This is a genomic window from Nocardia sp. NPDC088792 (assembly GCF_044750615.1).
GTDB lineage: Bacteria > Actinomycetota > Actinomycetes > Mycobacteriales > Mycobacteriaceae > Nocardia.
Window position 1 is genome coordinate 68,072 of record NZ_JBIVKC010000004.1, and the last position, 16,272, is coordinate 84,343.

General features: G+C 67.0%; 17 protein-coding genes. 6 read left to right on the plus strand and 11 right to left on the minus strand.

All coding sequences use genetic code 11. The features are described 5' to 3' along the window. Positions 1-6: 6 nt before the first annotated feature. A complete protein-coding gene (locus tag ACIP5Y_RS26875) occupies positions 7-1,254 on the minus strand; it encodes an FAD-dependent oxidoreductase (RefSeq protein ID WP_400354045.1) in 1,248 nt (415 codons plus the stop codon). Positions 1,255-1,272: 18 nt separating this feature from the next. Beyond that, complete coding sequence (locus ACIP5Y_RS26880; RefSeq protein ID WP_400354047.1) at positions 1,273-1,758, minus strand: MarR family winged helix-turn-helix transcriptional regulator; 486 nt, start codon at positions 1,756-1,758, stop codon at positions 1,273-1,275. A gap of 86 nt (positions 1,759-1,844) precedes the next feature. Between ACIP5Y_RS26880 and ACIP5Y_RS26885 the strand changes: the two genes are divergently transcribed. After that, the gene (locus tag ACIP5Y_RS26885) at positions 1,845-2,288 is read left to right on the plus strand and encodes a pyridoxamine 5'-phosphate oxidase (RefSeq protein WP_400354049.1); all 444 of its coding nucleotides are present in this window, start codon (positions 1,845-1,847) and stop codon (positions 2,286-2,288) included. 16 nt (positions 2,289-2,304) lie between these two features. On the opposite strand, the gene ACIP5Y_RS26890 is transcribed toward ACIP5Y_RS26885, so the two are convergent. The 3 genes from ACIP5Y_RS26890 to ACIP5Y_RS26900 all read right to left on the minus strand — a co-directional run bounded on the left by ACIP5Y_RS26890 (position 2,305) and on the right by ACIP5Y_RS26900 (position 3,949). Beyond that, entirely contained in the window at positions 2,305-2,481 is a 177-nt protein-coding gene (locus ACIP5Y_RS26890) for a hypothetical protein (RefSeq protein ID WP_400354053.1), read from the minus strand. 69 nt (positions 2,482-2,550) lie between these two features. After that, positions 2,551-2,991: an SRPBCC family protein gene (locus ACIP5Y_RS26895; RefSeq protein WP_400354054.1), complete on the minus strand. Its 441-nt coding sequence runs from the start codon at positions 2,989-2,991 to the stop codon at positions 2,551-2,553. A 46-nt stretch (positions 2,992-3,037) separates the two neighbouring features. After that, positions 3,038-3,949 (minus strand): RNA polymerase sigma-70 factor, encoded by a 912-nt coding sequence (locus tag ACIP5Y_RS26900; RefSeq protein ID WP_400354055.1) that lies wholly within the window; start codon positions 3,947-3,949, stop codon positions 3,038-3,040. Between the two features lie 210 nt (positions 3,950-4,159). Here ACIP5Y_RS26900 and ACIP5Y_RS26905 point away from each other — a divergent pair, with 210 nt between their 5' ends. Both ACIP5Y_RS26905 and ACIP5Y_RS26910 read left to right on the plus strand, forming a co-directional pair. After that, positions 4,160-6,217 (plus strand): CocE/NonD family hydrolase, encoded by a 2,058-nt coding sequence (locus tag ACIP5Y_RS26905; protein WP_400354056.1) that lies wholly within the window; start codon positions 4,160-4,162, stop codon positions 6,215-6,217. Positions 6,218-6,310: 93 nt separating this feature from the next. After that, positions 6,311-8,179 carry an SDR family oxidoreductase gene (locus tag ACIP5Y_RS26910; RefSeq protein WP_400354058.1) on the plus strand — a complete coding sequence of 623 codons (1,869 nt, stop codon included), beginning with the start codon at positions 6,311-6,313 and terminating at the stop codon, positions 8,177-8,179. 31 nt (positions 8,180-8,210) lie between these two features. On the opposite strand, the gene ACIP5Y_RS26915 is transcribed toward ACIP5Y_RS26910, so the two are convergent. After that, the gene (locus tag ACIP5Y_RS26915; protein ID WP_400355823.1) at positions 8,211-9,326 is read right to left on the minus strand and encodes a PDR/VanB family oxidoreductase; all 1,116 of its coding nucleotides are present in this window, start codon (positions 9,324-9,326) and stop codon (positions 8,211-8,213) included. A 44-nt stretch (positions 9,327-9,370) separates the two neighbouring features. Then, on the minus strand, positions 9,371-10,249 hold the full coding sequence (locus ACIP5Y_RS26920) for a metal-dependent hydrolase (RefSeq protein WP_400354059.1): 879 nt from the start codon (positions 10,247-10,249) through the stop codon (positions 9,371-9,373). A gap of 164 nt (positions 10,250-10,413) precedes the next feature. On the opposite strand from ACIP5Y_RS26920, the gene ACIP5Y_RS26925 reads away from it, so the two are divergent. Beyond that, positions 10,414-11,916 carry an ABC1 kinase family protein gene (locus ACIP5Y_RS26925; protein ID WP_400354061.1) on the plus strand — a complete coding sequence of 501 codons (1,503 nt, stop codon included), beginning with the start codon at positions 10,414-10,416 and terminating at the stop codon, positions 11,914-11,916. On the opposite strand, the gene ACIP5Y_RS26930 is transcribed toward ACIP5Y_RS26925, so the two are convergent. Then, a complete protein-coding gene (locus ACIP5Y_RS26930; protein ID WP_400354063.1) occupies positions 11,849-12,712 on the minus strand; it encodes a hypothetical protein in 864 nt (287 codons plus the stop codon). The genes ACIP5Y_RS26925 and ACIP5Y_RS26930 overlap by 68 nt on opposite strands. Positions 12,713-12,995: 283 nt before the next feature. Between ACIP5Y_RS26930 and ACIP5Y_RS26935 the strand changes: the two genes are divergently transcribed. Then, positions 12,996-13,502: a nitroreductase family deazaflavin-dependent oxidoreductase gene (locus tag ACIP5Y_RS26935; protein ID WP_400354064.1), complete on the plus strand. Its 507-nt coding sequence runs from the start codon at positions 12,996-12,998 to the stop codon at positions 13,500-13,502. A 3-nt stretch (positions 13,503-13,505) separates the two neighbouring features. On the opposite strand, the gene ACIP5Y_RS26940 is transcribed toward ACIP5Y_RS26935, so the two are convergent. Next, positions 13,506-13,886: a nitroreductase family deazaflavin-dependent oxidoreductase gene (locus ACIP5Y_RS26940; protein ID WP_400354066.1), complete on the minus strand. Its 381-nt coding sequence runs from the start codon at positions 13,884-13,886 to the stop codon at positions 13,506-13,508. Between the two features lie 153 nt (positions 13,887-14,039). On the opposite strand from ACIP5Y_RS26940, the gene ACIP5Y_RS26945 reads away from it, so the two are divergent. Continuing rightward, complete coding sequence (locus ACIP5Y_RS26945) at positions 14,040-14,558, plus strand: NUDIX domain-containing protein (protein ID WP_400354068.1); 519 nt, start codon at positions 14,040-14,042, stop codon at positions 14,556-14,558. Positions 14,559-14,688: 130 nt separating this feature from the next. Here the strand turns inward: ACIP5Y_RS26945 and ACIP5Y_RS26950 are convergent, their stop codons facing one another. Further along, positions 14,689-15,837 carry an ABC transporter substrate-binding protein gene (locus ACIP5Y_RS26950; RefSeq protein ID WP_400354069.1) on the minus strand — a complete coding sequence of 383 codons (1,149 nt, stop codon included), beginning with the start codon at positions 15,835-15,837 and terminating at the stop codon, positions 14,689-14,691. Further along, positions 15,834-16,106: an ABC transporter permease subunit gene (locus ACIP5Y_RS26955; protein ID WP_400354071.1), complete on the minus strand. Its 273-nt coding sequence runs from the start codon at positions 16,104-16,106 to the stop codon at positions 15,834-15,836. The genes ACIP5Y_RS26950 and ACIP5Y_RS26955 overlap by 4 nt, the downstream gene beginning before the upstream one ends. Between the last annotated feature and the right edge of the window lie 166 nt (positions 16,107-16,272).

A 16,272-nucleotide genomic window follows, 5' to 3' on the forward strand; every position in this document is an offset into this window, starting at 1 on the left:
CGGTCGTCAGTGCACGGTGACACGGTGCAATCGGGGTAGGGCACGCAGCAGAATCCAGCGCTGCACCGGATTCGTGGCTTGCAGTCGGCGCAGTTGCTTCGATGCGTCAGCGACCGCTTCGAACGCGTACGGCACCATTTCGTCCTGGTAGGCCGCCAGCGCTTGTTCGAGTGATTCACCGTGCGCAACGGCATCTTCCAGTTTGCTTGCCAGCAGGGCTGCATCACGCAAAGCGGTATTGCCGCCGTGCCCACCCGCCGGAGGCATCGCATGGACTGCGTCCCCCATCAACGTGACTCGCGACAATTGCCACGTGCGCGGTCGTTGCGCGGTCACGAGCGGCACTCTCATCGTGAATTCGGGCTGAGATTCAGCGATGAGTTCCCTTACCGCAGGATGGAATTCGCCGACCAGGGCGGTGGCGAACGCGTGCAGTTGCACCGACGTGGGCTGTGTATCGGTGAACGGCTCGTCGCCGCCGGCAAAGACCAGACCCCACATCACATAGTCATCGTCCACGGGCGCGGTGGTGCCGGGCGCAAGTCGCTCGAACGCTGCCGACGGCCGCTCGCGGAATCGCATGGAAGTGAAGAACACCGATCGTCCGGGCCGGTCGCCGATGGCCAGCACGCCGCTCGAGGTGAGCGCCGGCGGCATCATGCAGCGGCCTCCGACCTGTAGCGGAGTGCGGCCGTACAGGGCGCGCATGCCGGAATCGATCGGTTCACAATCGGGTAGCACGGCGGTCCGCACCGCCGAGCCGATGCCGTCGGCGCCGACGATCACCTCGGCGCGGGCCGAGGTGCCATCGGCGAAGCGCAGTACCGCGCCGTCACTGTCCTGCTCGACGCCGATCGCTCCCTTGCCGAAGTGCACCCGATCCTCGAGTCCGTGCAGCAGGATGGTGCGCAGTGTCTGGCGATCCATCTGGCCGACTTGGCCGGTTTCGTTCTCGTCGAAGTGCAGGGCGAAGGCGTCGCGCAGGTCCTTGTTGGTGAACCGGAAGTAGCCGCCGGGCGCACTGGAGAAGGCGGTGATCAGCTCGAACAGTGCGGCCGGAACGCATTGCCGCAGGGCCGCTCTGCCGTTCTCGTCGACGGTGATGCGGTAGCCCTGGCGTCGTACGAACGGGCCGGAGTCACGTTCGTAGACGTGCACGTCGATCCCTGCCCGGTGCAGGGACTGCGCCAGGCAGAGACCGGCCAGGCCGGCGCCCGCGATGGCGATCGAAGGTCGGGAGTTGCTGGTATCCATGGTCTTTCCGCCTCCACGTCAGATTCGGCTCCAGCCGAATCGATTCGGGTTGCGCGCCCCCGCGCGCTGCTGTTGGCTGGCGCCCGCCGTAGCCCAGGATTCGATCAAGCGGTCGAGCAGCCCGGTGAGGGTGACGACGTCCTCGGCGGTCCAGTCGGCGATGACCGCGGCGAATACCTGGTCCCCCACGTCCAGGAACTGCCGGAGTTCGGCCCGGCCGGCCTCGGTGGCCTCGACCAGGACCGCGCGCCGGTCGACCGGATCCGGCGCGGACGTGGCCAGGCCCGAATCCGACAGCGCACGAACATGTCTGGTCACCGAAGAAGGCAATGCGTCCAGCCGCTCGGCGATCTCACCGGCGCGAAGTGGCCCCGATTCGGCCGCGAGCTGCAGCACTCCGACCCGGACCGGGTCGTACGCCCGCGAGGTGCCCTGCCGCATCGCCTCGGCGAAACGGGAGGTCGTGCGCGCCAGCTCCGAGATCTGGTCTTTACTTGCTTCCATGAAACAAATTTATCATTTGTTTCATGGAAGCAAAAGCCTGCTTCGTCTTCTGACCGCGCGATTCCGGAATGCGTAGACTTTCCCGGGTGACGGATCTGGGCGAATTCGAACGGCTCATCGGCGACGACCACGGCCTCTGCGTCGTCTCGACCCTACGCGCCGACAACACAATTCAGTCCTCCCTGGTGAACGCCGGCGTCCTGAAACACCCCCTGACAGGCGAACCCGTAGTAGGCATGGTCCTGCGCGGCGGCACCCGCAAACTCACCAACCTCCGCGCCCGCCCCCGCATGACGGTGGTCGCCCGCTCCGGCTGGCAATGGGCCGCCGCCGAAGGCCCGGTCTGGATCACCGGCCCCGACGACCCCACCCCCGGTATCGACCCCGAACGCCTCCGCCTCCTCCTCCGCGAAGTCTTCACCGCCGCCGGCGGCACCCACGACAACTGGCCCGAATACGACCGAGTAATGGCCGCCGACCGCCGCGCCGTAGTCCTCATAACCCCCGACCGCATCTACAGCAACGGCTGACGCATCGGTCAGGGAATCACGGGATTCGATCAGGGTCGGCTGAACCGAGCGCGGGGCCGTCGCCAGGACCGCACTCCAGGCCCAGCCACTCCGGCGTAACTTCCTGCGATTCACGGATATCCAATGACGCCATGATCCGCTCGGTCACTGCGGCCACGTCATCGATGCCCATCCTGTCGAACGGGTTCGCCATTGCGGTGCTCCCATCACTCACGGACTACCACAGGTCACAATACTGATCGAGGGCCTCGCCCAGCCCTTTTCACCCGAGGTCTGCGGCGCAGGCGTCCAGGATGCGGCCGAAGACGTGGGTGATGACGGGTTTGGCCAGGTGGCGGGTGATGAGGGTGGCGGCGATGGGGAGGGCGGCTTCGGTGGTGGTGGTCCAGGTGACGTGGGTGCCGGTGGGGACTTCGGTGAAGATCATGCGGCCGCCCTCGTGGCGTGAGGGTGGGAAGCTGCGGTCGACTATGTAGTCGTAGGAGTGGGGGGCGTCGTAGGCGGTGATGCGTTCGTGGAATCGGCCGAGGAGCCAGGTGTGTTTGCGGATGGCGCCTACTCCCCAGGGTGCGTCTTCGCCGGGGTGGCTGAGGGTGTCGCGGAGGACCCATGGGCTGCGCTCGTAGTTCGTTGTGACGGCGCACCATTCGAAGACTTTGTCGATCGGGGCGGGGATGGTGCGTTCGACGGTGATCGTTTCCATGCCCTTCGGACACCGCACGTTCCGGGACTGTGACAGCTTTGTCGGATCAGATGTGTTGGCCTGCGCGGTCGAGGATGTGGGTCTTGTCGGCGTGCTGGAGTTTTTCCGGGTTGCGGACGGCGTAGAGGGCGGTGATTCGGGTGCCGTCGGTTTCGATCATGAGGATGGAGTCGAGGGCGCCGGTTTCGGGGGAACGGGCCAGCAGGGCGGGGAGGGCGTTGAAGGTGGCTGGTTCGTAGTGCATGCCGGACATGGCGTTTCGGGAGAGGGCCAGGAGGAATTTGGCTACCGGTTCGGCGCCGGTGATGGGGTGGCGGGCGGCGGTGACGAGGCCGCCGCCGTCGGAGATCTGGACTACGTCGGGGGCCAGGAGGTCCATCAAGGGTTGGACTTCGCCGGTGCGGGCGGTTTGCAGGAAGCGGGTTATGACGGCGCGGCTGGTGTCGGTGTCGGGGGTGAAGCGTTTGCGGCGGGATTGGATGTGGGTGCGGGCGCGGTGGGCTATCTGACGGACGGCGGGGGCGGATTTGCCGATCATGTCGGCGATTTCGGCGTGGGTGTGGCCGAAGACTTCCGAGAGGACGAAGACGGCGCGTTCGGTGGGGGCGAGGGTTTCCAGGACGAGGAGCATGGCCATGGAGACCGATTCCGCGAGCAGGACATCGTGACTGGCGTCGTGTTCGGTGCGGATGGGTTCGGGGAGCCAGCTGCCGATGTACTCCTCGCGACGACGGCGCAGGGTGCGCAGGCGGTTGAGGGCCTGTCGGGTCACGATTTTGATCAGGTAGGCGCGGGGGTGCTCGACCTCGGCCGGATCGATATCGCGCCAGCGCAGGTAGCTGTCCTGCAGGACGTCCTCGGCGTCGGCGGCGCTGCCGAGGAGTTCGTACGCGATGGTGAACAACAATGGCCGTAAGGTATCGAAGGTTTCCGGCTCGCCCACCCCATGCTCGCTCACCTTTCGGATCTTCGTCGAAATGCCGGGGCAGTGCAATGGTCTCGGTGACGTGTCGGCATTGGTCGGGTGCACAAACGGGTGGCGCAGGGTTCTGGGGATTGCCGGTAGCGGCGGGCAGTGACTGTGCGGTGTGCTGAATTTCGACGACGGGGTCATGCGGCGGCGCCTGCCTGCCCGGTGACCTCCCGACCTAATCGCAGAGGTAGATCGTTGAAGATCATTCCCGGGGCGCGGCTCTGCCGGTTGGCCCCTCTCGCCGTGGCGGGCCTGTCCGCGCTGGCGGTGACCATTACGTTCACCACGCCCGCCGGGGCGGTGCCGGTCTCCGGTCCGGTGCCGAGCGCGCCCGCGAATTTCGGCCTGCCCGCCGATTATCAGCCGTCGCCGGAGAAGTTCGGCGTGGGTTATGAACTGGGACACGTGGTTCCGCTCTCGGACGGCACCCAGCTACAGGCGGAGGTGCGGTACCCGACCGATCCGGCGACCGGGCAGCGGGCGACCGGCGATTTCCCGGTGGTCGTCAACTTCACCACCTACGGCGCGGTGACCAGTGCGCTGACCGCCGCGATCACCGGGGTCATCGACGATCTGCACATTCAGCTGCCCGATAACCTGAAAGACGCCCGGCGCGTGATCAATCAGGCCACCTCCGCGCAGGACATGCTGGTCAAGCACGGCTATATCGAGGTGATCGCGGATGTGCGCGGCACCGGCGGTTCCACCGGCGCCTGGAATCCGGCGTCCAAGCAGGACGGCCAGGACGGTGTGGAGCTGGTGGACTGGGCGGCGAAGCTGCCGGGTTCCAATGGCAAGGTCGGCATGTTCGGCTACTCGTTCCCGGCGCTGGACGCCATGCGCACCGCGGAGGCGGTCGGCCCGGACTCACCGCTGAAAGCCATTGTGCCGATTGCGATGCCGAACAATATCTTCAACGAGGTGCTCAATCACGACGGCATGATGAGCCCGCTGCTGCTGACGGCGATCTGCTTCATGGTGCCGTATCTGAGCCTGATCGGGCCGTTCCTGACGGCGGTGGTGTCGCCGCAGACGTTCCTCACCTCGCTGATCGATCATCTGAAGGCGGTCATCGCCAATGACAGCCCTATCAAGCTGCTGCTCGAGGGTTACGCGGGCGGCCCGCTGGCGTACGACACCTCGTGGTGGCAGGAGCGCCGCTTCGAAACCGATATGCACAATCTGACCGATCGCGGCATCGCCATGTACCAGATCGGCGGCTTCTGGGACCTCTATCAGGAGGGTCCGATGCGCAATTACTCGCAGTTGCAGAATCTTTCGGCCGGGCGCGACCAGTTCGCGCCCATGGCGCCGGATCAGAAGGCGGACGGCCGCTATCAATTGCTCATGGGCCCTTGGTATCACGTGGCCATCGGTATGGGCCCGGGTTCACGGCTGGATACCGATCAGATCACCCTGGCGTGGTTCGACCGGTGGCTCAAGGACATCGACAACGGCGTGGACAAGACCGACACTCCGTTGCATGTGATCGACGCCAATAACAATGTCGCCGACACCGCCCGCTACCCGTTCCAGCAGGCGGCGGTGACGCAGCGGTGGTTCGACGGCGATCGTCTGACGGACAGGCCGCCGACGGTGGCCGATGCCTCGGACAGGCTCGACTACACCGGCATCGACAATCTCTGCAATCGCCAGACCCTCGGCCAGTACACGGCCGGCCTGCTGGACTTCGTGTTCCGGGTCTTCAATGCGTTCAACCCGTGTACCGAATGGGTGCAGCAGCCGACGGCGGGCATGAAGTACACGATGGATCCGGTGACCGAGCCGACCGTGCTGGCGGGCCCGTCGAGCGTCACCCTGTACGCCTCGTCCACCGGCACCGATGCCGCGTTCCAGGTGTGGCTGGACGATGTGGCGCCCGATGGTTCGTCGGTGAACATCACCGGTGGTTCGCAATTGGCGAGCCAGCGCACGCTGAACGACGACAAGACCTGGCGCTCCCCCGACGGCCTGGTCTACGCGCCCGAGCACGTGATCACCAAGGAGAACGAGCAGCTGCTCACCCCGGGTGATGTGGTGCAGATGGAGATCAAGTTGCGCCCGACCTGGTACCGCCTGGAACCGGGTCATGCCCTGCGGGTGCGCATCAGCACCGGCACGTTCCCGTCCACGATTCCGATTCCGACGGATCTGCCGCGCCTGCTGGGCACTTCACAGCAGATTCAGCGCAATGCGGCGTTCCCGTCGAGTCTGGTGGTGCCGCTGGCGCCCGCGAGCACTTTCTCGCACTGATTGAATCAGATTGTCCCAGACACTCGTTGACACGGGTACCCGGGACGATTCAAGCTGAACTCCACAACTGTCCGAGACAGAGGGAGAGCAGCAGTGGCGCCGCGAACCGACACCAGAGCCGAGACAGCCGACACCGGGAAACCCGGCACCCCCAAGAGACCCGCACGGCGGACGAAACGCACTCAGCCGCAGGTACTCACCGAACCCCGGCAGCGCACCGTACACAACGGCGATATCGAACTCGCAGTCTTCGAGCAAGGCCTGCTGGACGGCCCGACCATCGTCCTGGTACACGGCTGGCCCGATTCACACCATTTGTGGGACAACGTCGTTCCGCATCTGGTGGACCGGTTCTATGTCGTCACCTACGATTCCCGCGGGCACGGGCAGTCCACGAATCCGCCCGATTACCAGGCATTTCGAATTCCGGAGCTGGCCACCGACTTCTTCGCCGTGCTCGATGCGGTGAGCCCGGACGCGCCGGCGCACGTCCTCGCCCACGACTGGGGGTCGGTAACAGTCTGGGATGCCGTATGCGAACCCGACGCCGAAACCCGCATCGCCTCGTTCACTTCCGTCTCGGGCCCCAATCTCGATCACGCCGGACGCTGGGCCCGGAAGCGTTTCGCCCGCCCCACCCCGTTCAATCTCGCCGGACCGCTGGCGCAATTGGCCTCGGTGGCCTACCAATTCGCCTTCATGGCCCCGGTGACACCCGCGCTGGTGCGTTTCGGCCTGCGCGAGCAGACCTTCCGCCTCGGCCTGCGATTGGCGCAGGGCACACCGTTCGAGCAGGTCACCCTGGGTGACAGCTTCACCGCGGACGCCGCCAACGGCCTGAAGATCTATCGCGCGAACCTGGTGGTGGGCAAGGTGTTCTCGGCGCGCGACCGGCATACCAAGGTGCCCGTGCAGCTGATCGTCCCCGCCTACGATCCGGCGGTGCGGCCCGCGGTCTACGCCGACGAATCCGAGTGGACCGACCAGCTGTGGCGACGTGACCTGAAAGCGGGCCACTGGGTGCCGTATTCGCATCCGCAGGTGCTCGCCCGCGCCGCGATCCAGCTCATCGACGCGGTATCGGGCGCCGAGCCGTCGCGTGAACTGCGCCGCGCCGAGGTGGGCCGGCCGCGACCCCGGCCCTTCGACGATCACCTGGTGGTGGTCACGGGCGCGGGTTCGGGCATCGGCCGCGAGACCGCCCTCGCCTTCGCCCGCGCGGGCGCGGAACTGGTCATCTCCGATATCGACGAGGCGGCCGTGCGCGAAACCGCCACCCTCATCGCCGAATTCGACGGCCTCGCCTACCCGTATCGCCTCGACGTCGCCGACGAGGCCGCGGTGCAGGCGCACGCCGACGAGGTGGCCGCGGTGCACGGCGTTCCGGATGTGGTCGTCAACAATGCCGGTATCGGCCAGGCCGCACCGTTCCTGCGCACGCCGAGCGAGAGTTTCAAGCGCGTCATGGACATCAACTTCTTCGGGGTCGTGCACGGTTCGCGCGCTTTCGGCCGCTTGATGGCCGACCGCGGGACGGGCGGTCACATCGTGAACGTGTCCAGCATGGCGGCCTACACCCCGCAGCAGGGTTTCAGCGCCTACTCGACCAGTAAGTCGGCGGTGTTCACCTTCTCCGACTGCCTGCGCGCGGAATTGGCCAAGGACGGCATCGGCGTGAGCACCGTCTGCCCCGGCATCGTGCACACCAATATCGTTCGTACCACCGAGTTCTCGGGCGTCGACAGCGAGAAGGAGCAGGCCCGGCAGCAATTGTTCGACACGCTGTACCGCTGGCGCAGCTATCCCCCGTCCAAGGTGGCGAAGGCTATCGTCCGTGCCGTGCAACGCAACAGCGCCGTCGTCCCGGTGACTCCCGAGGCGTGGGCCGCCTACTACGGCACCCGCCTGACTCCGCCGTCCCTGCTGCGTTTCGGCGCGGCCCGTGCCGCCCTGGCCCGCTGACGACCGGAGCTTCCCACCGGTGGTCCCGGATCTACCGCAGCGAGCTCGGTAGATCCAGGACCAGCCGGGCACCGGGCGCCGCGCGTGAGACGCAGATCAGCATGTCCCCCTGCGACCGCTGCGCGTCATTGAGCACGGTGTCCCGGTGATCGGCCGCCCCCATCAGCACCCGCACCTTGCATGTAGTGCAGAAGCCCTGGCGGCAGGAGTAGGCGACCGATGGTTCGGCCTCGGCGACCACGGACAGCAGGGTGCGGTCGGCGGGTACGTCGAGAATCTTTCCGCCCCAGCCCAATTGCACGGTGAAGGGTTGCCCGTCGTGGATTGGTGGCGGTGAGAAGCGTTCGTGGTGGAATTCGATGTGCGGGGTGGTCACCACGCGGGCGGCCACGGCGTCCAGCAATGGCGGCGGACCGCACACATACACAGCCTGTTTCGCGTCGAGGTCGGGGACCAGGTCCGCACCGGTGGGCAGGCCGTGCAGGTCATCGGTGCGCACGGTCGCCCGGCTGCCGTACCGCAGGATCTCGTCGAGGAACGGCAGCGAATCCCGATGCCGGCCGGTGTAGATCATCGACCAGTCGGCGCCCGCGCGTTCGGCTGCCCGCAGCATGCCGAGGATCGGGGTGATGCCGATACCGCCGGCGATGAACCGGATCCGGCGGGCGCCGAAGTCGTGCCCGGTGAGGGTGAGCGGAAAGGCGTTGCGCGGTCCGCGGATTCCGATCCGGACACCGGGCCACACCTGGTCGTGCAGTTCGATCGATCCGCTACCACCGGGTATGCGCCGCACCGCGATCCGATAGTGGAACGGATCGTCCGGGTCGCCGCACAGCGAGTATTGCCGCACCGAACCCGACGGCAGCACCACGTCGAGGTGGGCGCCGGGCCGCCACGAGCGCAGTACCGCGCCTTGTGGATGCGCGAACACGAAGCTCACCACATCCTGATCGGCGGCGACCACCTCGCGTTCCACGAGCACGAGCTGCCGGGTGTGAATACCCGCAGGGGAGGCGATGGGTGTGCCGTGCGGTGAGAGCCATGCCAGCACCCGCGCGCCGGGTGCGATGAGCTTGTCCGCCAGCCGCAGCAGCGGATCGTGCCGCAGCGGCGCCCAGAACGCGGGTGGCACACCGCGCGCACGCATTTCGGCGATGCGGCCCTCGATGGTCTGGAGTTCGGGTGCCCGGGTCATGAAGCGTGCGCCATTTTCGCCGCGGGCGACTTCGCCAGGTAAGCGACGGCCTGGGCGGTGTCGCCGGTGTCCTCCGGGTTGTAGTCTGCGCGGATGAAGGAGGCGAAGCCGTCCCCGATCAGCCGCCAGCGCGGCAGTACCCCGCGCCGCATGGCGCTGTTGATCTCGCGGAAGACCTTGACCGGCCCCATGTTCCGCATGGTCCGGTCCTGCCGGACCAGCCACCAGGCGACGGCGATGAGCCCGAGCGGCAGGCCCGCGCTCGCCCCGAGGTAGATGGTGACCAGCCGGGGCCGTCCGGCCCCGAAGTAGCGGGCGACATCGAAGGCGACGCTGCGGTGTTCGACCTCTTCTGCGCCGTGCCAGCGGAACAGGTCGGTGATCGCGGGATCGGCTTCGAGGCTTTCGAAGTCCTGGTTGAGAATCCAGTCGCCGCCGAGTGCGGTGAAGTGTTCCACCCCGGCGATGGCGGCCAGCATCTGCACGACGACGCGGTGCCGCAGCTGTTCGGGCAGGGTGTCCAGACGCTGGATGGCGCGGTCGAACAGGTATTCCGCCTCGGTCAGGATGGGTTCGGGATCGATGCCGTGGCGCTGCAGGACTTCCCAGATGGCGCGGTTGTGGGATTCGGCGTGCTGAGCCTCCTGTCCCATGAAGCCGATCATCTGTTCGCGCAGTTCGGGATCGGTGACGTAGGGCAGGGCGCGGCGGAACATCTCCACGAAGCCGCGCTCGCCGAGCGGAAGGATCAGGTTGAGGCCGGAGATGGCGTGGGAGGCAACGGGTTCGCCCGGTATCCAGTGCAGCGGCGAGTGCGAGAAGTCGAAGTGCACCTCGCGCGGGCGCAGCGCCACCGGGCCCACGTGCTCGTTCATGATCATCACCTTTCGACTCGGACAGTCCGGGCAGCCCCGTTGCCGCCCGCACCATCCGGTCACCCTCCACTGTAATTGTCTGAGACACATCAGGCCATGAGTTGAGGCTATCCGAATAGATCAGCCGCATGACACACTGAGACACTCGATCTCGGAGGTCATCGATGCCCGAACCGCGCCAGGGATTCCGAAGACTGCGCCGCCGCACCGTTTCCGACACCGTCGGACAACCCCCCACCCGCACCGCCGTACGCAATGCCAAGATCGTCGCGCTCCCCGTCGCCTATGCCGCGCGCCGCGCGGGCGGGCCGGTACAGCGGGCCCTCGGCAAATCCGCCCGTGAGGTCGAACTCGACATCCAGGCACGCACCGCCCAGCACATGTTCGAGGTGCTCGGTGAACTCAAGGGCTGCGCAGCCAAATTCGGCCAGATCCTGGCGCTCTACGAACTCGCACTGCCGCCCGCGCTCGGCGAACCCTATCGGGAGGCGCTGAGCAAGCTGCAGGATTCCGCACCCGCCATGCTGCCGGCCACGGTGAGCGCCGCCATGGCCGCGAGCCTGGGCCCGGACTGGCGGGACCGCTTCGAGGAGTTCGATCTACGCGCGAGTGCGGCCGCCTCGGTGGGGCAGGTGCACCGGGCGCGCTGGCACGACGGCCGCACGGTCGCCGTGAAACTCATGTATCCGGGCGCCCGCGAGGCCGTGCACTCCGATCTGGAACAGCTGCGCCGCCTGGCCCCGATCGGCACGGTCTTCGCACCGGGCATGGATATGCGCGCCGCGGCCGAGGCCTTCTCCGAATGCATCAGCGCCGAACTCGATTACACCGCGGAGGCCGCCAACCAGCGGGCCTTCCACACCGAGTACGCCGACGATCCGGATTTCTTCGTCCCCGAGCTGATTCACCAGCAGGGCGATGTGCTGATCAGCGAATGGGTGGACGGTATCCCACTGACCCGGGTGATCGAGTCGGGCGCTCAGGAAGAGCGGAACCGGGTCGGAATCCTGGTGCTGCGCTTCGTGATGTCGAGTTTCGCGCGCACCGGCCTGCTCTACACGGATCCGCATCCGGGCAACTTCCGGGTCATGCGCGACGGCCGCATCGGCGTCGTCGACTACGGCGCCTGCTCGGCGATCCCGCCCGAATTTCCCGCGGTGGTCGGCGATATCGGTGAGGCCGCGCTCAACGGCACCGACGCGGATCTCGAGAGCAGCCTGCGCCGGCACGGATTCGTCGCGCCGGAACGGGATTTCGATATCGCGGCGCTGGTGGAGCTGATCGATCCGATTCGCGAGCTGTTCCTGGAGCCGGTGGTGCACATAACCATGCGCTGGCTGCGCGCCCGGGTCCTGCACGCGACGCAGCCGACCTTGTCGAATGTGGGCCGCCAGCTGAAGTCGCCACCGGAGTACACGCCGATCGGCCGGACCATCCTGTCCACCGCGGGCGTGCTGTGCCAGCTGGGCGTGCAGGGCCGGTTGCGCGACGAATTGACCGCTCCCCTACCGGATCTGGCGGCCGCGGTGGAGCGCTATCAGCTCGGCGAGGGCCCCTCGACGGTGGTCATGCTGCACGATCGGCGCCGCCGGACCGCGGTCAGAGGTGCATCCAGTTCGGCCACACCTGCGCCCACGGCTTCTTCTGGCCCGTACATCTCCAGATAGTGACGTTCTGCGTATTGCCGGAGAAGCCGAGCCGTGAATCGACCTTCCCGACCGCGTCGACGTGGTCGAACTGGGTGCGCAGCACGGCCTCGTAGCCGCCGACGGCGAGCACCGCGGTGGCATCGTCGGGCGGGGTGCCGAAGTAGCCGAAACCGCGGCTGGGACTGTAGATCGGGGGCAACTGCTTGCGGCCCAGCTGGTCCAGAGCGCTTGCCTGCCAATAGGTGTCGGCGATGATCACGGCGTGCGCCCGCTCCGGCGGTGGCAACGCGTCGTAGTCGTGCACGACCTCGGCGGTGAGTTCGTGCCAGCCGAAGGAGCCGTAGGTGCCGATATTGATGGCCGCCTCGGCATCGTCCTTGGGCGGATGGACGTCACCGGCCGACCGCCACGGGGTGGCATACAGGACGAAAACCGTTGCGGCGAGCGACAGCACCGCCGTGCCCGCCACCAGCACCCGCCGCCACACCGGTTTCACCCGTTCCGCCGTGGCCACCACCGCCACCGCGCCCGCGCCGATCATGACCCAGCGCAACAGCGCCCACAGCCCCCAGAGCAGCAGCACCGAGCCGAGATAGCCCGCCAGCATGACGGCCATCGGCACGAACAACACCTTGCCGCCGATGATCCCCTGTTCCCCGGCGATGACGCGGCCCATCTCCAGCTGCGGCCAATCGTGCCGGTGCTGCCAGAGCAATTCCGGCACCGTCGCCGCCACCACGATCACCCCGCCCAGCCACAACAGCGGCCGCCGGACCAGCTCACGCGGCCCGAACACCGGACCGGTCGCGGCCACCGCGAGCCAGAAGAACGGAATCAGCCCGGGCCGGCGACGGCGAGAATCGCGCCCCGGGACAGCGGCGGCCGTGCCTCGGGCGCGGCATGCCTGCCGGACGAACCTGGTCGAGCCGGAAGATCAACCACGTCGGTCACCGGTGTGCTCCTGGAGCGGCGGATACTGCTCCGGACATCGGTGAATGTACCCGGTCGGGCCGGGGGTCCGGCCGACCGGCGCGTACCGACCTATACTCGATCGGTATCACGATGCCGTGCAACGCATTTCAGCCAAGGAGGCCGGCATGTCCGATCAGACCCCCGAATCCAACCCCTACGGCACCCCGTCGACCAGCGGGCCGCAGCCGATCCACTCGTATCAAGGCGCCCTCAACCGGGTCATCCGCGTACTGCTGCGGATTCCGGTGGTCGGTGAGCAGGTGGGCAAGCGCCTGCTGGTGCTGTACGTGGTCGGGCGCAAGTCCGGCAAGGTGTACGAGGTGCCGGTCGCCTATACCCGGCACGAGGGCGATCTGCTGGTGGGCACCGCCCTGCGTCCGTGGGTGAAGAACATCCGCAAGGACGTTCCGGTGCAGGTGTCGCTGGGTGGCTCGCGCCGGCGTGCCGCCGATGCCGAGGTGGTCAGCGACAGCGAGTCGGTGGTGCGGCTGTCGGAGGTGCTCGCCCGCGACAACAAGCAGTGGGCGGGCTTCAACGGCGTGGGCCTCGACGCGGCGGGTAATCCGAACAAGGCCGACGCGTATCAGAGCTGGCAGCAGGGCGCGGTGATCATCCGCCTGCACCTGCACTGAGGCTCAGTTCTCCGGGCGGGCCTGCAGGTAGTACTCGGCAGACAGTGCGATAAGCACCTGCCGCACGCCCGGCGGCGCCCAGGACGCGGAGGCGTCGTGCCCGAGGACCGGGTCGGTGAGGGTGACGACGCGTCCGCGCGTCTCGAAATCGAAGCTGCCCGCGGCCCGAATGTTCTTGAGCCAGTCCACCTTCGGCCCGTAGGTGAGCGCGATGCGGTAGCCGCCGTCGCGCCGGAACACCATGACCGGGGCGCGGTATTCGCGGCCGGACTTGCGCCCGTGATGGATGACGATGCCGAATCCGGGTGCGAAGCGCGCGAACACGCCCAGCACCGGGTTGGACACCCGCCGATTGATCTTGGCCAGGGTCTGCGGCAGCGGCATGGCCTCGTCCTCTCCGATGAAAACGGTTGCGTCCCAGAGGCTACGCCGCCGTCGCCGCGGGTGCGCCCGGGATGGTCGGCGGAAACCCCGCATCGTTAGGGTGCAGAGGAGACCGCCTGTCCGGGCGGCGGGCCGGAAGGAGCGCTCACCACCATGTCGGAGCTGATCGCGGTGTACGACGCCGCGGGCCGGGAGATCGGCGCGGAGGAGCGTGCGGTGGTGTACGCGCGGGGCATCTGGCATGCCAGTGCGGGCGTGCTGGTGCGTTCCCGCGACGGGGACCGCGTCTATGTGCACAAACGCACCGACACCAAGGCCGTGTTCGCGGGCATGCACGACTGCCTGGCCGGTGGTGTGGTGGGCCCGGGCGAGGATCCGGCCGTGGCCGCGTTGCGGGAGCTCGGCGAGGAGCTGGGTATCGAGGTCGGCCCGCAGGACGAGCCGCCGCTGCCGCTGGTCAGCGCGGCCTGGGACGGGATGTGGGCGGGCAAGCCGATGCGCTGTCATCTGTTCGCGTACGAGGTGCGCTACGACGGTCCGATCCGGCATCAGCCGGAGGAGATCGTGGACGGCTGGTGGTGGACCGACGACGAGTTGCGCGCGCATCTGGCGGATCCGGATTGGCCGTTCGTCCCCGATACCCGTGAGATGATCCCGGACCTGCTGCGCTGAGCGACCCGCCACAACGGTCGGCCCATCGAGTCCCGCGCGAACTCGATGGGCCGAACATCTGAAGCATGCATGATTCACAAAGCTCTCGGGGCCGTTTTCCCTGTGAATCCGGCCGAGAGTCCGTGAGTCCTTACTTGCCGCCCTCGGTGAGAGTCACGGTCTTCGGCGTGTACCCCGCGCCGGTCACGTCCACGCCCTGGGCCTTCAGCAGCACCAACGCCTTGACGACGTAGTCGTTGGTGTAGGCATCGGCATCGGGATCCTTGGTCAGCACGGTCTGACCCTCCTGATTACGGGTGGTCTTCGCGATCTGGACGGTGTGATCCCACGCGGCCCTGTTGATCGTGCCGACCCCGTCGGGTGCGGGCCAGATCAGCTTGTTCACCTCGTTGATCTGCCACTCCTGATGACTGGCCCCGAGCGTGGACCCGGCCGCGACCGTGATGTCCCGGCACTTTTCGAGATTGTCGCGGCAGAACGCCCAGCCCTCGAGCGAGGCCGCAATGAATTTCACCGTCTGATCGGCATACTTGGCATCCTTCAGTTTCGCCGAATTGGCCCAGATGGCGTCCTGCAGCATGCCCACGCCATCGGACTCCCAGTCGATGAGATTGAAATCGTCCGGGCTGTACAGCTTTCCGGTGGCCGGATTCTTCACCTCCAGCACCTGCGCGTACTCGTTGTAGGACATGGCCTGCGCGGCATCGATATCGTGGTTCAGGAAGGCGTTCATATCGAACTGCTGCTGCACCAGGGTCACATCCTTGGCAGGGTCGAGACCCGCCTTGGTCATACCGGCGAAGAGTTCGAATTCATTGCCGTAGCCCCAGTTTCCGACCTTCTTGCCCTTGAGCTCCGCAGCCGCGGTGATGTTCTGCGATTTGAACGAGATCTGCTTGGTACCCGAACGCTGATAGATCTGCGCCACATCGGTGATGCCGGCGCCGGATTCGCGCGAGGCCAGCGCCTTGGGCACCCAGGCGACCGCGTAATCCGACTGCCCTTGGGCGAGCACCGTCTGCGGCACGATATCCGTTCCGCCGTCCAGGATCTGGACGTCCAGGCCCTGCTCCTTGTAGAAGCCCTGATCCAGCGCGGCCAGATACCCCGCGAACTGGCCCTGTTTGAACCATTGCAGTTGCAGCTTCACCTTGGTGAGACCGTTGGCGGTGGTCGTCGAGGAATTGTCGGTGGTGCTGCATCCGGTGAGGGCGGCCAGGCCCAGGGCGGCCGCCGCGAGACAGGCCCGGAAGCGGTAACGGCGTGCGGTGGATCTCATTTCGTTCTCCGAGAGGTAGTGCGGGGACGACGGGTGAGCTGCTCGAGCAGCAGCACGACGGCCAGGAACAGCAGACCGAGCACCATGGCGGCGGTGACATAGGCCCAGGCCCTGGGGTAGGCGGTAGCGGCGGCGGCCGAGGTGATGCGACTGCCCAGCCCGTGCTGCAGCCCACCGAAGTACTCGGCGATGAGGGCCGCGATCACCGCACCGGGCGCGGCGATCCGCAGACCGGTGAACAGGTGCGGCAGCGCGGCGGGCAGCCGCACGGTACGGGTGACCTGCCAGCCGCTCGCCGCATAAGCGGGTCATGAGATCGGCGTGCACCTGCGGTACCTGACGCAATCCCCGTGTGGTGCTGACGAAGACGGGAAAGAACACCACGATGGTGGCCACCATCCGGCGCGGCAGATCGGTGGTGGTGGAGTACATGGA

What these genes read in the sequence shown, in the direction of transcription:
- ACIP5Y_RS26875 (WP_400354045.1), bottom strand. Translation starts at nt 1,254, where the DNA reads ATGGATACCAGCAACTCCCGACCTTCGATCGCCATCGCGGGCGCCGGC.
- ACIP5Y_RS26880 (WP_400354047.1), bottom strand. Translation starts at nt 1,758, where the DNA reads ATGGAAGCAAGTAAAGACCAGATCTCGGAGCTGGCGCGCACGACCTCC.
- ACIP5Y_RS26890 (WP_400354053.1), bottom strand. Translation starts at nt 2,481, where the DNA reads ATGGCGAACCCGTTCGACAGGATGGGCATCGATGACGTGGCCGCAGTG.
- ACIP5Y_RS26895 (WP_400354054.1), bottom strand. Translation starts at nt 2,991, where the DNA reads ATGGAAACGATCACCGTCGAACGCACCATCCCCGCCCCGATCGACAAA.
- ACIP5Y_RS26915 (WP_400355823.1), bottom strand. Translation starts at nt 9,326, where the DNA reads ATGCGTGCGCGCGGTGTGCCACCCGCGTTCTGGGCGCCGCTGCGGCAC.
- ACIP5Y_RS26920 (WP_400354059.1), bottom strand. Translation starts at nt 10,249, where the DNA reads ATGAACGAGCACGTGGGCCCGGTGGCGCTGCGCCCGCGCGAGGTGCAC.
- ACIP5Y_RS26925 (WP_400354061.1), top strand. Translation starts at nt 10,414, where the DNA reads ATGCCCGAACCGCGCCAGGGATTCCGAAGACTGCGCCGCCGCACCGTT.
- ACIP5Y_RS26935 (WP_400354064.1), top strand. Translation starts at nt 12,996, where the DNA reads ATGTCCGATCAGACCCCCGAATCCAACCCCTACGGCACCCCGTCGACC.
- ACIP5Y_RS26940 (WP_400354066.1), bottom strand. Translation starts at nt 13,886, where the DNA reads ATGCCGCTGCCGCAGACCCTGGCCAAGATCAATCGGCGGGTGTCCAAC.
- ACIP5Y_RS26945 (WP_400354068.1), top strand. Translation starts at nt 14,040, where the DNA reads ATGTCGGAGCTGATCGCGGTGTACGACGCCGCGGGCCGGGAGATCGGC.
- ACIP5Y_RS26950 (WP_400354069.1), bottom strand. Translation starts at nt 15,837, where the DNA reads ATGAGATCCACCGCACGCCGTTACCGCTTCCGGGCCTGTCTCGCGGCG.